Genomic DNA, 14,955 nt, shown 5'->3' on the forward strand with positions numbered 1-14,955 from the left:
AGCGGCTCCATCGTACACTTAAATTCCTGGGAACCATCCCGGTGTATTGATGATCATTTGCCATAAAGGGTCAGGAATCACTAGTTGTTCCTGTTTGTCTTTTTGAACAACCGTTACAATTTCATCTTCTCTACCCTCTTTTACTTTTTGGATCCAATTTGGTTCGATCACAAGGCCACGCCCAATTGCGATCAGTGGCATTCCAGATTCGAGCGCTTGGTAAGCATCCTCTGCCGTATAAATGGAACCGACCCCGATTAAAGGTACCCGATTATTAATCGTTTCAAGTAGATATTGTACGCGCGTTTTAGATAGGTCCTCTACCCCTCGTTTTGGAGTAGATGCAAAATGGAATAACGAAACATGCAAGTAGTCTAAACCTTTATCTGCTAAGGCATCCACTAAAGTGAGTGTATCTGACATCGTAATGCCCGGTGTTTCAGGTTCCTCTGGTGAAAAACGATAGCCAACGATAAATGGCGATTTTGCATGTTCTGCCACTACTGATTGAACTTGATCCACAATCGCTAAAGGGAAAGTCATTCGTTTTTCTAAGCTACCTCCGTATCGGTCCTCACGACGATTAGAATGTGGCGAAAAGAATTGCTGAATTAAATAGCCATTTGCTCCGTGAATTTCAACTCCATCAAAGCCGGCTTCAATCGCACGACGCGTCGTTTCACCAAATGCATGAATGATTTCCTCGATTTCAGATTCGGTTAAAGCTCTTGGTGTTGGCCCTGACGTGTTACCGCGCTGTGCAGGAATATCGCTTGCACTAACGATATCACCATTTGGCACTAATTCTGGTGGACTTAATCTCCCACCGTGATAAATTTGAAGAACCGCTTTTGCCCCTTGTTCTTTAATGGCAGCAGCAACTTTTCTCATACTCGGAATCATGTCATCACTGTCACCTGCAAACTGTCCAGGAAATCCTTTTCCGTTTGGGATAACATAAATACAAGCAGTAACGACCATCCCAACCTCTTTCGAACGGTGAGCATAGTATTGTAATTCAGCATCCGTCACCGTTCCATCATCTGGATTTGAAGAATAATGTGTCATTGGTGCCATGACAATACGATTTTTGAGAGTAATTCCATTTGGTAATGTAAAAGTAGAAAATAGGTTTTCATATTTTGGATTCATTTTATTTCCTCCTAGGTTGTTGTCTACAAAGTGAAAAGTGACGAGTAAGAACCCCTCGCCACTTTAAATGACTACAATTGAACTACAACTCTTCCTCTAGCTTGCCCTTTTAGAAGTGTAGGTAAAACTTCTGGAAGTTGTTCTAGTGTAACTTCTTCTTGAATTAACGCTTCGATATTTTTCGGTTTAAAATCAGTCGCTAAACGATTCCACACATGTAAGCGTGTTTCCATATCACAATAAACAGAATCGATGCCAAGTAAGTTAACGCCTCTTAAAATAAATGGGAAAACAGTCGTTGGAAGGCTTGTTCCTGCTGTTAAACCACTTACCGCAACCGAACCACCGTACTGAATTTGACTTAGAAGTGATGCAAGGGGTTCTCCACCAACTGGATCAACAGCTGCCGCCCATTTTTGCTTTCCTAATGCTCGCACTTTACCATCAAACACTTCTTCTCGAGGAACGATTGACGTAGCACCAAGACCCTTCAAATAATCATGTTCACTCTCTTTCCCTGTACTCGCTTCAACCTCATAACCTAATGTTGATAAAATCGATACCGCAAAACTACCAACCCCACCCGTAGCACCTGTTACAAGCACTTTTCCTTTATCAGGTGATAAGCGATTCTCTTCCAATCTTTGAACAGATAATGCAGCTGTAAAACCCGCTGTTCCAATAATCATCGCTTCTTTTGTAGACAGGCCTTTTGGAAGTGGTACAATCCAATCTGCTGGAATACGTGCATACTCACTATATCCTCCAAAATGGGATACCCCAATTTCATAACTTGTGGCAATAACTTCATCACCTTCTTGGAAACGTGAGTCTTCTGAAGAAACGACAACCCCAGCTAAGTCGATTCCTGGTACAAAAGGATAATTTTTGACGATGTTTCCATTTGGGATCGTAGCTAAACTATCTTTATAATTCACGCCAGAATACTGAACTCGAATTAACACGTCACCTTTAGGTAAATCTTGTACCGTTAGTGTTTGAGGAGTAACCGTAAAATCCTCTTCTATTTTATTTACAACCAGTGCACGAAATTGTTCAATCATGTTTCTACCTCCATCATAAAAATCCATTCCCATATACTTTCAAGAAACACTATGAGAAATCCTTCACAAATAGTGAAAAAGGTTATTTGTTATAGAAAGTTAAAGCTTCTGCAATGGTTGTTTTGCCTGACGTAATTTTAAATTCTTTCCCAATTGTTGCATCATTTTCTAAACACATTAACATCGCTTTGGCAACATCCTCACGCGGAATATGACGATTATTGATTTCATGTTCAGAAATAGTCACAAAACCTGTCCCCTGTTGATCGATTAATGTGCCTGGATGTAGAATGGTAAAATCTACATTTGATGTTTTTAACCATCGATCGATATAGTAATTTTCAATGATCGTGGAACGAAATATGGCCGGTTGCGTGTTCCATAAAAATTTACGGGATTCAAAAGTACTCATATGTACAAATCTTTTCACACCTACATAGTTAAATAGCTCCAAATAGCGAATCATTTCATCAATACGAATATATGGCTCTTTTTCTGTACGAAGAAAACTACCAATTAAACAAATCGCCTCGACATCTTTAGCAGCGTTGACGAGCTCTTTCATTTTTGGTTTTTCGCTCAAGTGAAATGACTCAACACCTAACGTTTGAAAATAAGCCGCTTGTACAGAATTGTGTAGTATGGCTCTTGCTTGATGCCCACTTTCAAGAATATATTTGATTAAGTGTCTTCCTGTTACCGTATCAGCACCAACAACAAGAATCCTCATGACTACACAACCTTTCCTAACACGTTCAATTTAGTATAAGATTTTATAAAATGGTCATTTTTCTTAATGTAACCATTTGAGTCAATATAGATTCATCGTGCAGTTCAGGGCACAAAAAAACTGCGTTAATGGATGGTTAACACAGTTTGTTTCATCTTAAGTTAATTTTTCATTTTTCATACGTTGAATAGCGTGCTTGCGGCGTTCGTTTTTCTCTTGAAGATTTTCTAATTCTTCTTCCCCCGCAAATTCCATACTAATTTCTGCTTCACGCATATTGTCTAATGTATTTTCAATCATTTCTTGTTTACTAACAAACTTTTTCGGTCTACCTGCAACATGTTGTGGATTTTGTTTCATCATAAGGACCTCCTATAATTTTCGCTTCCACAATAGTTTGTTTTCATTTGTGCCATTTATACTTCTTGAAATGGGTGGAATATTTCAATGGTGAGTGAGAATAATGAAATGGATGTTCTATTTTAAAGGAGGACTTGCTGATGAATTTACAAAGAGCACAAGAAATTACTGAATCTGGTGTCATTGCAAATATCATGTACAATGGAGAACGTGTCTATATTCAACACGTTGATCAAGAAAAAGGTACCGCTCGTATCTATCCTCTCGATGACCCAGAAAAAGAGCAAGAAGTCCCAGTTGAAAATTTAGTAGAACATTAACAGTGATTGTGAGGGCTAGCTAAACTAGTTCTCACAATTAATTTGTATAAGGAGATAATATTGATGTTTTGGAAGAAAGCTTATAAAGAAGCGCGTTATGCGGCGGGTATGAACTTTGACCTTGAAAATGTGGAATCGTTTTTAACACACTTAAATCAAACTGTACTAGACAGTGGCTTTCGGCAAGAAGATATTGAGTTGATTATGAACGAAATCCATCGTTTGAAAATCGATCACGAACAAAAAGAAGTTGGTATCTTTGATGTTCAATTCAAAGGAAAACCAACCAAAATTCGAATTGTTGCTGAAATTCATATAGAAGATGAGGAGAAAGAAGTTGTGTTAAACATGTACAGCATTCAGAAATTAGTAAATCTTATCGACAAAGAGATGATGAAAATTGGTGAAAAATTAGAATAAGCGTACTAATTTTGCCTATTCAGTTGAATGACTTCATTTTGATCCTGCCATTTCACAGTCAACGTGATCTCATCTGGATAATCCATCTCAAACATCTCCGCATTGAACTCTGTCGCTGTGTGGAAACTTCCAATGCCTTCTAATGGTAATGGCGAACTACTCTCAAGTACAGAGTTTCCCGTATCAAGTACATACTCAATTTGTCCGAGTTCCTCCATCGTTTGTTCAGTCCCCGGATTTGCACGATCCTGTACATATTGAATATACAAAGAATCAAAATAAGAGTTATTAACTTTTGAAATCGTATACGTCCCAAACCATTCACTGCCCTTTCCAAAATAGGAAATATGGTCTGGATTTTCATTTTCGTTCACATCATTACAGGCTGTTAGTGTGAATACTGACAAGAAAGCTAAAAGGATAAACCGTATCTTCAATTATGTAACCTCCAAGAGAATCCTTCATTTTCCATATATACGGTTTTTTTGTTTGAGAAGGTTTCATTTTTTCTGGAAACAAATGCTCCTATCGTGGTCAATGAAGGACAAAACTGCAGGAAAAATTGGGCGAAGTGGTGTTCATACCCTCGATGAAAACCCAAAACGAGGTGAAAATCACTCAAAGCGGTGTTCATACCCTTGATGAAAACCCAACACGAGGTGAAAATCACTCAAAGCGGTGTTCATACCCTCGATGAAAACCCAAAACGAGGTGAAAATAGCTCAAAGCGGTGTTCATACCCTTGATGAAAACCCAAAACGAGGTGAAAATTACTCAAAGCGGTGTTCATACCCTCGATGAAAACCCAAACCAAAATGAAATTTCCTCAAAGTGGTCTTCATAACTATGCAATAATCTTTACCCGCCCCTACATTCATCCATTTTTCATCAAATAAAAAATCTACTCTTCTTTGTACTTAACTAGAAGAGCAGATTTAACAAATTAATAACCTTCTCGTACTTCCCGATACATTAAGCCGTATTCTTCATTTCCTTTACTATCCGTTGCTTGAATTAACCCGATATCTTTTGCGTAATATTCATAAACTGTTCTGTTCTCCCATGGTAAATAGGATTTAATCGCTAACACGTCACGGTACTCGACGCCATGAACTGTCCGTACCATATCCGTATCAATAATCCAACTATCACCATAAGATACCGGACCAATATCACTATCTCGATGAATTTGTGTTACAACAAATGGGAATGGAATAATTCGATCGTAGTGATACCAATCATCATACCCTTCGCCGTAAAAATTCATATCTTGTCTAAAACCAAGTCGTGGAATCGATTCATGCATCGTTTCATTTGTAATAAACCAATATGCTAAGCCGTTCTCTTCTACTTGATCATAGTCATAGCGATAAGTACTCGTACCATCCGTGTAATAATAAACGTAATTTGGATCTGGCATAATGTTCATCGTATTTAAAGTAAGTGTACGCGTTAAAAAGGCGGAAAATTGCGCACGAGTAAGAAGCAGATCTGGTTTAAACGTGCCATTGTCATACCCTTTTGCGATATTGTTTGACGTTACTTTCATAATATCTGAATAAAACTCTGAACCACGGGGAACGTCACTAAATTCCATTACACCTTCCGTTCCTTCTAATACTTCTAAATCAAATGCTTTTGCCATTAAACGCGCCATAAAAGCACGTGAAATACCTGCGTCTGGTTTAAAATACTCTGCCTTTGGAAACAATCCCGCGCTATAAGCAGCCGCAATTTCCTTGTAATATGGATGCGTTTGAGGAATATCTTGATAATTTGGATTTTCTAAAGCTGTTGTTGGTAAATCCAACGCATTGACAAGCATCACTGCGATATGTTTTTTCGAAATGAGTGCGTTGGGTTTAAATGTCCCATCCGGATAGCCACTAATAATGCCACGGTCAGCTAAATAACTCGCTTCAATATACAACGGCGTATGTTGATTCATATCTTTAAAATTTGCAGCTTGTACATTTTGCATCGTTCCCAATACGATGAATACAAACATAATACACATGACCAACCCTTTTTTCATCAACACACCATCTCCCATATATTAACAATTTTCCGCTTCATACTTATATACGCAACGAAAGTTTCATTTATGAGTGGTGTGAAAATATGACTATACAACAGGTAAAATAAAAAGCGACTACATCCGTGTTGAATGTAATCGCTAATTCCACAATAAATATTAAAGCATCAAAATCTCCCGAATATCTTCCTCCGTTAGCTTTGATGCATTGTTTTCGTTCGGGTGGAGGATATCTGTCACAAGATCGCGCTTTTTTTCTTGGAGGGCATGAATTTTTTCTTCTATTGTTCCACGGCTAATTAGCTTAATTACTTCGACCACGTTCTTTTGCCCCATGCGATAAGCACGGTCAGCAGCTTGTTCTTCAACGGCTGGATTCCACCAAAGATCATATAAAATGACCGTATCGGCGCCAGTTAAATTCAATCCCGTTCCCCCTGCTTTTAAAGAAATTAAAAAGACTTCACGTTCCCCATAATTAAAACGATTACATAATTCCACACGTTCATCAGCAGGAGTTTTACCATCTAAATAGAAGTAGCTTTGATTCCGCCAAACTAATTCTTTTCCAATCATTTCTAACATTTTTGTAAATTGAGAGAAAATTAATACCCGTCTACCTGAATGTTGCGATTCCTCAAGAATTTGAAGCAGTTGCTCAAATTTTGCGGAACCTCCAGTGTAGCCTTCTACAAACAACGCAGGATGACAACAAACTTGGCGCAGTCTTGTTAATCCAGCTAAAATTCGAATTCGGCTACTGGCAAAGGTTTCTTTATCAAGATGTTTCAACGTATCATGGCGTAACTTTGCTAAAAGAGCTACATACAGTTTTTTCTGTTCCGGTAGTAATTCGGATAGTTCGAGAGTCTCTTGTTTTCCCGGTAATTCCGTAAGCACTTCCTTTTTCGTTCGGCGAAGTAAAAATGGACGCACTCTCCTAGCAATTACTTTTCTTGGTAAAAAAGTATAATCCTCTAATTTCTGAAATAACTGCGGGAAGACGACATAGTAAATGGACCATAATTCCTCCAACGAATTTTCAACCGGGGTTCCTGTCAGTGCGAAACGATTATCAGCTTGTATTTTTTTAACCGTTCGAGCCGTTTGAGTCATTGGATTTTTAAAGGCTTGTGCTTCGTCAAAGAAAACGGTATGGAAGTTTTGGGACTCATACCATTTTCGATCTCTTCTTAGCAACGGATACGACGTAATGACAACATCCATACTTTGAAGATCCTGTAAAAGTTTTTCCCGCTCTTGTTTCTTTCCATCGATCACAATAGCTTGTACTTCAGGCGCAAAGGACAATAATTCATCCAACCAATTATAAGTTAAAGAAGATGGACAAACGATTAGTATGGGCTTTTGTTGTTGGCGTATACTTTCTAGCTCAGAAACAATAAATGTAATGCTCTGCAACGTTTTCCCTAGCCCCATGTCATCGGCTAAAACGCCACCAAAGCCGTAATTCGCTAAAGTTTTCATCCAACGATACCCGTGCTTTTGATAGTCGCGAAGGATTGAATCTAAGTATTCGGGTACTTCCATCTTTAGTGTTTCTGGGTGCAGCAATTGATCCATTAATTGACGAAACGATTGTTCTGGTGAAAAGACCTCACTCTCCTCAATCAAATCAAGAAATTTAAGACTGTTTAGGATGGGCAGATTAAAACTTGCTTCATATTCATCATCTTGAGCCGGTATTTCATTTAGAAACCGTTGAATCTCTTCCATTTCCTTTGTCTCTAAAGAAAGAAGAGAGCCGTTGGGGAGGCGGTAATATTTTTGTTTTACTTTGAGAGCGGCTAAGATTTCTTTAATTTCATCATCTTTTATGCCAGTCATTTCAAACTTAAATTCAATCCAATCAGTCCGCTCTTTTTGAACCTTTACTTGAATTTTTGGAAACACATCTTTTTTTACTAGGCGTGTTCGAACAGCAGTGGTCATATAAATCTGCGCAAGTGGATGTAGTTTCGGAAGCACATGATATAAAAAATGATACTCCAATTCTTCATTTTGCATATAATAGCCACCCTCAGTTTGCGTAAAACCACTGTCCTCCATCATCTTCAAAATCGCTGCTTCTTTCTCAACATCACGAATCACCATGTTGCCAATAGGAACGTCATTGTTTTCTAAAGGTTGAATCACAACATGATCATACTCAAACTCAAGACCAGCGAGAAGTCGATGCTTTAGTCGATCTAAGTAGAGCTTTGCTACTAATGACGTTTTCTTCATTTCACGCAAAATGGAATCATTTATTTCAACATGCCCTAGCCGTTTCAAATTGGGGACAACCGTTTCCATGAACGTGTTCAATTGATTTGAGGCAATAGAAACGTGATTGGCGCCTTTCGCTACCATTTGCTTTAATTGCTGTAATATTTCACTATCCTCATTTGTTAAGTTATAAAGTAGACCTTCACTTAAAACGAGATGATAAGAAGGAAATATCTTCAATTTTTCAAATCCATGAATATGTAGTTGATAGTGACCATCTGGAATTTTTCTTAAATGAAACTGTAGAGGTGGCGGTCCATCTTGCATCTGGAGTTTGTATACTGTCCCATATTCTTCAATCGTCGTGTTAGCTTTAAGTAACAATAGAAATAGCCCTTCAAAAGAAGATGGAACAATCAGTAATCGATTTTGTGGTGTAGAATCCATTAAAACCATTTCATCGCGAACAAGATGTGTTAATTGTTGAACAATCGCGTCCGTTTCTTTTGAAAAACAATGAAGCATTGGGTCATATGTAAAGGAAGTGGTTACTCTACTATTGTTCCTATGGTAAACATTCTCTAAAAAACCTCTACTATCTTGAATCAATGAATTGCCAATCTTCAACTGGATTTCAAATAAGTACTGTTCATCCTCATTCTCGAATGGTCTAAGTTGTATTGCCAAATCCACTATTTCTCGATTTTCAAAATGCATCTGGTGACCACTTTTTCGCGTTTGTTTCGTTTGGAAAATCGTCATGAAGTCATTCGCTTGTACATAAGTAGCCTCAATATTTAGCGACAATAATTTTTCAGCACCTTGACGCTCATAAATGGCAATTAATACTGCTGCTACATGCTGACATGCTTTATCAAATTGCAATAGCGATGAACAACTACAAGAAGTTTGAATGGTACCGGTCGAATCTTTTTTTATGTGCACATGAAAATCTTCGTTTCCCTTCACGAGCCCTAAGCAGAAATCAATATCATTCTCAATCAATTCCACTTTGTTTCCACGAAAAAAAGAGTCCCCTCTTTTAAAGGAGACGGTACCACATAATTTTTCGATGATTTTTCGATTTAGTTTGACCTCCATAGAAACTAGGACCCCCTCCTTTCAATTGTGAAAAAGTTTAATCGTGATTTAATCCTACTGCAATTTTAATAAGGGAAGTAAATTCTTCTGGTTGAATATCCTCCAACGTTTGGATCATGATATGCCTCATCGATTTTCCGGAACCCTCTAATAAACCATTCACATCATACCGTTGAAGGTCATTTCCCCGATGGAAGCCTAGATTGACATGATTTTTGGACGGTTGCAAATAACATACTAAGCCATTATAAGTGTAATTTGGCATTGACCATTTATACTCTTCTTTTAGTAACGGTGAGGCATTAAAGATTAATTTTCTTAACGTATTTGTAATATGTTGAATGTCTTCAGGTAACTCTTTTAAATAGTCATCCACGACTTCAATTGTTCGAGTTTGATACTCCATGCAAATCCCCCTTTTTCTAATAGTATTTCAAAATAACAACAAACGATAACATCTACTGAAATCGCTATGAGGCTCGTGTATCTTCAAGTAAATTCTAACATATTGGTGTGAAAACTTACATCTATGAAAAAAGGAATTCAGAAAGTTGAACTCTGAATTCCTTAAAATAATTTTTGAAAAAATACTATTTCGTTAATAAAATTCCAAAAAGCATACATCCCGACTTGAAGATTCATGCTTTCATACGATTACTGCAATTCGATTTGTCCTGTAATATCTACACCCTTTAAAGCCTGTGTAGCAAGACGATCTGCTTCTTCATTTTGTTTACGAGGGACGAGTTCAAATTCTGGTGTAATCCCTAAGCTCTTTAACTTTTCATCAATGCGGTCTGCCCAACTTGCGAGATCCTTTTCATAAGCTGGCCACTCCCCACCCATTTGATTAATAACCACTTGGGAATCCCCGATAAATTTCACTGTTTGATGATGCACATCTAATAAATCCAACTCCACGATACTTAAATGTAGTGCTGCATATTCTGCTTCATTATTCGAAGCTAAGCCTTGCGCAGGTGCATTTCGTCGCAAACGATAGGACTTGCCATTTTGTTCGTAATAAATAACAACCCCAAGTCCTGAAAAACTTGTTTGAATATCAAAGCCTCCATCAAAATAAACACGAACATTATGAGGCTCTGTTTCGACTTCTTTAATATATTTCTTAAGTTCCTTTGCCATCCACGTGCTATCATGTTGATCAATAAAGGTCATAGTTTTTACACGTCCGGTTTTCTCCAAATCTTCCGCGATCGTTAGTGCATGGGTTGGTGGCATTTCCTCTGAACGAAAAACCGTTTCAACCCCATTTTTCGTTTTGTATGTCCATTCAATGATGATTTTCATAGATATCCTCCTTGTTCATTCCTATAACTATTATTGACTATATTAACCATTTTGTATATTAGTTTGGAGTATGTTGAGGGAATATATAAGAAGATTGGTGATCATTTATCAGATTTTGTGAGCGCTTAGCCGGGTTTGGGATCACTTACCTCGATTTGTGAGCGCTTAGCCGGGTTTGGGATCACTTACCTCGATTTGTGAGCGCTTGGCTGGATTTGACCAATTTATTCGTACGTTTCCGTAGCCTCTATCTGTTGATACAACCAATACCCTGCTTGACTTGCAACAAACTTTTCAAATGGACATTTGTTAAATAAGTAAATATCCTTTAATACCTCGTGTACTGCCTTCCATCTTAAGGTGCTTAATCCCTTTAACCGCGCAATCTCAGTTGTGCGATGCGGCAAATCCTGTAATATCGCTTCTTCGGATTGCTGGTATTGCTTCGTTAGGATTTGTCCATATGGCGTATGATAGGTGTCTACAAAAAGTAATGAAAAATAAAAATCCCGATGCTTTGTATATTCCAGTCCCACATCGATATTACGTAGAATTTGGTTACTTTGCCGTTGATTATAAGGTTGTATTTGAATATCACTTTTATATTTCGCTAATAGAAACCAAACAAACTCTTTTGTTTCAATAATAAGATCAATCTCATAATACAGATCGGGTAAATGGATATCTTTTGGTGGGGTTACGCGTCTCCATAAGCTCACCTGGACATCATTCACAGAATAAGGCAGATCAAGATGGAAAGCTTTTCGAAATAAAGGGCCAATCCAAGTCGATGGTTTAATTTGCCTCAAACTCCGAAATACATTCCAAGTGAGCGCGTCTTCCATACTTTCACTTCGGTCTGGTCTAAATCTCCTAGTACCCCACCCCGCTAGTTGCGGATCGTATTTATCAATAATTAACGACTCACGAAATTGTTGCTGTAAAAGGAGTTCATTTTTTGTAAGTTCTGTCACTCAATTCCCCCTTTCATCATGAAAATGAATTAGTTATATATACGATTCGTCCAAATCAGTCATTCCTAAAGTAGCAATTTTCGAATGGTTTCTCATTTCCATTCATCTACTACATAAAGGAGGATGAAATGAATCCAAAAAATAATCTAATGATTCCAGGATGCTTTTTTATTGGGTTGGGAATTGGATTAGCTTTTGACCAAATGGCAGCAGGAATTTTTTTAGGGCTCGGTATTGGGTTTATTTTATATTCACTTGTATCTTTATTGAATAAAAAGAAATGATAATAAGGATATGAAACTTTCTTATTGAACCTAACGTATATACTAGTACAAGTTGAAATTTAAGGAGAATCTGTCGTTTGGAAACAAAAGAACAATTACACACCTATTTACAAGAAATTGAAATATGGGAAGACGATCAAAAAGGTCTATTTTTTTGGGAGAAACTTGGACGCCTCCCCTTTAAATTGTTAGACAAAGTAACACCGAAATTTATTCAAGAAAAAATCGGCATCTTGGTCAATGAATTAGGAAGTTATATTCAGACGGGTGGCAAATATTTAATTAGTGAAAAAGGAATCATCTCCAAAATTCAAAAAACGTCCAATCATCCAATCGAATCTATTGAAGACATTGGAAACATGCCCATTGAAGATATGATAGTTGTAAGTAAACAATTACAAAGTGAACGGGCGAAATTTGCAACAGTCCAAGGAGCCTCTACAGGATTTGGTGGATTGTTTACACTCGTAATTGATATTCCGGTTATTCTTGGAACAGCATTAAAAACGTTGCAAGAAATCGCGATTATTCATGGCTACAATCCGAACGAAAAACAAGAACGTGTATTTATCGTGAAATGTTTACAATTTGCTTCAGCCGATATCGTTGGAAAAGAAGCCATCTTAAAAGAGCTAGCAACGATGAATGAAAAAAAAGACCGTTCTGAAAGTATGATTAGTCAATTAAAAGGATGGCAAGAGGTATTTTTTACGTACCGCGATAACTTCGGATGGAAGAAGCTCTTACAAATGGTGCCAATTGCTGGGATGATTTTCGGTGCCATTGCCAATAAAGGGATGATCGAGGATGTTTCAGAAGCCGGTATGATGCTCTACAGAAAAAGAAGGATTTATGAAAAATTAGATGCATTCGATCGCCCTTTTCAACCAGTAACCAATACACCAATTGAACCTCAAGAAGACGTACCGTTACAATAGAAAAACGTGTGGTAGAACCCTATAATAGGCGTTCTCCCACACGTTTTTATTTTAATGAAACACGATTGTTTTGTTTCCTTCAACAATGATACGGTTTTCTAAATGCCATTTCACTGCTTTTGCTAAAACGCGACGTTCGATTTGACTACCGATTTTCTTCAACGTTGGAACATCATCACGATGGTCAACACGTTCCACATCTTGTTCAATAATTGGACCTTCATCTAAGTCATTTGTAACATAGTGCGAAGTTGCTCCGATTAATTTAACACCACGTTTATGTGCACGATCGTAAGGATTTGCCCCAATAAACGCAGGTAAGAAGGAATGGTGAATATTAATAATACGATTTTCAAAATGGTTCACGAAATCTGGCGTTAAAATTTGCATATAACGCGCTAAAATTAACACATCCACATTATATTCTTCCATTAATTGAATTTGTTGTGCTTCCACTTCTTTACGAATATCTTTATTTGCTGGTAAGTAATGGAATGGGATCCCGTGCGATTCTACTATCGAACGTGCTTCTTCATGATTACTTATCACAACGGCAATATCCGTATCTAAATCCCCATTTTGCCATGCCCATAACAGTTCCAATAAACAGTGCAATTCTTTCGAAACATAAATCGCTGTACGTTGGCGCTGATTACGATAAAAGATGTTATATGACATATTATAGTCCCAAGCAATTTGGGCAAACTCTTTTTCCATTTGTGGTCTTTTTTCTTGAAGGTTGTCACAATGGAATTCTAAACGAATAAAAAACTTCCCATTTTCAGGATCACTGGAATACTGACTAGATTCAATAATATTGGCGTTATGCTTATATAAAAAAGTCGATAAAACCGATACAATCCCTGGCTTATCGGGACATTTCACTAATAATCTAGCTCTGTTTTCTAGTTGCGAATCTTGTACTTTACTTTCTTTAGTAACTTGCTGAACTTGCATGAATGACACTCCTAATCTATTTCACTTAATTTTTAATTATCTATTATTTTCTATCAATGAGCAACCTTTTTTCCAGAATGAGATGTTTGTTTCAAACTTTATTTTTTACATAAAGCCGTTAAAAAATTCGCATATTAATTTGGAAAGGAGATGATCACATGTACGATGAAAAAGAATTTGATGAGTACTCAAATTTTGATGATCGAGATATTCAACATAGTCAAGCAGCACCAAAAATGGGGCGTACCAACAAAGAGGAATATGGGATGGAGAAAAATACAGATATTCTCAATTCTAAAAAGAGTTCCTACACGAATAAAAAGAATAGCTAGCTAATGGAATGAAAGCATGTAAAAAGGAGTCAATTTGGTAATCAAACTGACTCCTACTATTTATTTTTTAGGTTGCTTTTTAGAGTAAATTTTCAGTTGATTGATAATATTCGTCTTTAAAGTATGATCTAGTTGCAATTTAATTCCATAACTCGGTAAAGTTGCTAACATCTTTTTCCAAACAATGATCCCCTCAATGTCAAAAGATACGTCATTGATTGTAAATGAAATCATTAAGGTAATTGTTTTTGATGTAACGTCTGGAATATTTAATTCAGAACAAATCCGTAACCCTTCTGGACTAATATCTAGTATTTGTGCCTTCCCCTGAGCAGTCGTCACCGGTTTATCATCTAATTTTGTAATTTGAAATAAAGCGTCAATCGGCTCACCAAATGCGAATCGAAAGGCCTCATCTCTTCTATATTTCATATAAAAGCCCTCGCCCTTTAATTTTTACTATTGTCATACTTTTAACCTATTTTAATGCTTGTTGGTAACAATTTCAATCTATTTTCAATTAACAATTAGGAAAATTTATACTCTCCAAATCAAAAATGTATGAATAAATAGAGACTTAAATATTTTAAAGTAGTATCGGTACGAATGAACTATTGTATTCATTTTCAAAAATGAAAAGAACCACTCTACAATGAAGTGAACCCAAAAAGTTAGACATGAATATTAGGCAGCTACTTGGGCATGAGTTCGGTACTGTACTGGACTCATGCCTTTTAGTTTTACCTTA

17 protein-coding genes are annotated in these 14,955 nt (G+C 37.1%); 5 read left to right on the forward strand and 12 right to left on the reverse strand.

What is annotated here, in order from left to right:
- Positions 1 to 18 precede the first annotated feature (18 nt).
- The 4 genes from EK386_RS10345 to EK386_RS10360 all read right to left on the reverse strand — a co-directional run bounded on the left by EK386_RS10345 (position 19) and on the right by EK386_RS10360 (position 3,306).
- A complete protein-coding gene (locus tag EK386_RS10345) occupies positions 19 to 1,152 on the reverse strand; it encodes an NADH-dependent flavin oxidoreductase (protein ID WP_126659089.1) in 1,134 nt (377 codons plus the stop codon).
- A gap of 71 nt (positions 1,153 to 1,223) precedes the next feature.
- Positions 1,224 to 2,216: an NADPH:quinone oxidoreductase family protein gene (locus EK386_RS10350; RefSeq protein WP_126659090.1), complete on the reverse strand. Its 993-nt coding sequence runs from the start codon at positions 2,214 to 2,216 to the stop codon at positions 1,224 to 1,226.
- 82 nt (positions 2,217 to 2,298) lie between these two features.
- Positions 2,299 to 2,946: an NAD(P)H-binding protein gene (locus tag EK386_RS10355; RefSeq protein WP_126659091.1), complete on the reverse strand. Its 648-nt coding sequence runs from the start codon at positions 2,944 to 2,946 to the stop codon at positions 2,299 to 2,301.
- 156 nt (positions 2,947 to 3,102) lie between these two features.
- A complete protein-coding gene (locus EK386_RS10360; RefSeq protein ID WP_126659092.1) occupies positions 3,103 to 3,306 on the reverse strand; it encodes a small acid-soluble spore protein Tlp in 204 nt (67 codons plus the stop codon).
- 140 nt (positions 3,307 to 3,446) lie between these two features.
- Here EK386_RS10360 and EK386_RS10365 point away from each other — a divergent pair, with 140 nt between their 5' ends.
- Positions 3,447 to 3,626: a small acid-soluble spore protein H gene (locus tag EK386_RS10365; protein ID WP_126659093.1), complete on the forward strand. Its 180-nt coding sequence runs from the start codon at positions 3,447 to 3,449 to the stop codon at positions 3,624 to 3,626.
- A 63-nt stretch (positions 3,627 to 3,689) separates the two neighbouring features.
- Complete coding sequence (locus EK386_RS10370) at positions 3,690 to 4,046, forward strand: hypothetical protein (RefSeq protein WP_126659094.1); 357 nt, start codon at positions 3,690 to 3,692, stop codon at positions 4,044 to 4,046.
- Positions 4,047 to 4,051: 5 nt separating this feature from the next.
- Here the strand turns inward: EK386_RS10370 and EK386_RS10375 are convergent, their stop codons facing one another.
- The 6 genes from EK386_RS10375 to EK386_RS10400 form a co-directional block, all read right to left on the reverse strand.
- On the reverse strand, positions 4,052 to 4,483 hold the full coding sequence (locus EK386_RS10375; RefSeq protein ID WP_126659095.1) for a hypothetical protein: 432 nt from the start codon (positions 4,481 to 4,483) through the stop codon (positions 4,052 to 4,054).
- Between the two features lie 506 nt (positions 4,484 to 4,989).
- On the reverse strand, positions 4,990 to 6,081 hold the full coding sequence (locus EK386_RS10380; RefSeq protein ID WP_158674406.1) for an S-layer homology domain-containing protein: 1,092 nt from the start codon (positions 6,079 to 6,081) through the stop codon (positions 4,990 to 4,992).
- A gap of 159 nt (positions 6,082 to 6,240) precedes the next feature.
- Positions 6,241 to 9,411 carry a DEAD/DEAH box helicase gene (locus EK386_RS10385; RefSeq protein ID WP_126659097.1) on the reverse strand — a complete coding sequence of 1,057 codons (3,171 nt, stop codon included), beginning with the start codon at positions 9,409 to 9,411 and terminating at the stop codon, positions 6,241 to 6,243.
- A 37-nt stretch (positions 9,412 to 9,448) separates the two neighbouring features.
- Positions 9,449 to 9,817, reverse strand: coding sequence for a DUF1801 domain-containing protein (locus EK386_RS10390; RefSeq protein WP_126659098.1), 369 nt, complete (start codon positions 9,815 to 9,817; stop codon positions 9,449 to 9,451).
- Between the two features lie 248 nt (positions 9,818 to 10,065).
- A complete protein-coding gene (locus tag EK386_RS10395; protein WP_126659099.1) occupies positions 10,066 to 10,722 on the reverse strand; it encodes a ribonuclease H family protein in 657 nt (218 codons plus the stop codon).
- A 224-nt stretch (positions 10,723 to 10,946) separates the two neighbouring features.
- Positions 10,947 to 11,696 carry a hypothetical protein gene (locus tag EK386_RS10400; protein ID WP_126659100.1) on the reverse strand — a complete coding sequence of 250 codons (750 nt, stop codon included), beginning with the start codon at positions 11,694 to 11,696 and terminating at the stop codon, positions 10,947 to 10,949.
- Positions 11,697 to 11,824: 128 nt separating this feature from the next.
- Between EK386_RS10400 and EK386_RS20310 the strand changes: the two genes are divergently transcribed.
- Positions 11,825 to 11,980, forward strand: a complete 156-nt coding sequence (locus EK386_RS20310) for a hypothetical protein (RefSeq protein ID WP_179966023.1) — start codon at positions 11,825 to 11,827, stop codon at positions 11,978 to 11,980.
- 77 nt (positions 11,981 to 12,057) lie between these two features.
- Complete coding sequence (locus EK386_RS10405; protein WP_126659101.1) at positions 12,058 to 12,918, forward strand: EcsC family protein; 861 nt, start codon at positions 12,058 to 12,060, stop codon at positions 12,916 to 12,918.
- Between the two features lie 51 nt (positions 12,919 to 12,969).
- On the opposite strand, the gene purU is transcribed toward EK386_RS10405, so the two are convergent.
- Positions 12,970 to 13,875 carry a formyltetrahydrofolate deformylase gene (purU, locus tag EK386_RS10410; RefSeq protein ID WP_126659102.1) on the reverse strand — a complete coding sequence of 302 codons (906 nt, stop codon included), beginning with the start codon at positions 13,873 to 13,875 and terminating at the stop codon, positions 12,970 to 12,972.
- 158 nt (positions 13,876 to 14,033) lie between these two features.
- Here purU and EK386_RS20210 point away from each other — a divergent pair, with 158 nt between their 5' ends.
- Positions 14,034 to 14,207, forward strand: coding sequence for a hypothetical protein (locus EK386_RS20210; protein WP_158674407.1), 174 nt, complete (start codon positions 14,034 to 14,036; stop codon positions 14,205 to 14,207).
- Positions 14,208 to 14,267: 60 nt separating this feature from the next.
- Here the strand turns inward: EK386_RS20210 and EK386_RS10415 are convergent, their stop codons facing one another.
- Entirely contained in the window at positions 14,268 to 14,639 is a 372-nt protein-coding gene (locus EK386_RS10415; RefSeq protein WP_126659103.1) for a PilZ domain-containing protein, read from the reverse strand.
- Positions 14,640 to 14,955: the final 316 nt, after the last annotated feature.

This window comes from Lysinibacillus antri, assembly GCF_003977595.1.
Classification (GTDB): Bacteria; Bacillota; Bacilli; order Bacillales_A; family Planococcaceae; genus Ureibacillus; species Ureibacillus antri.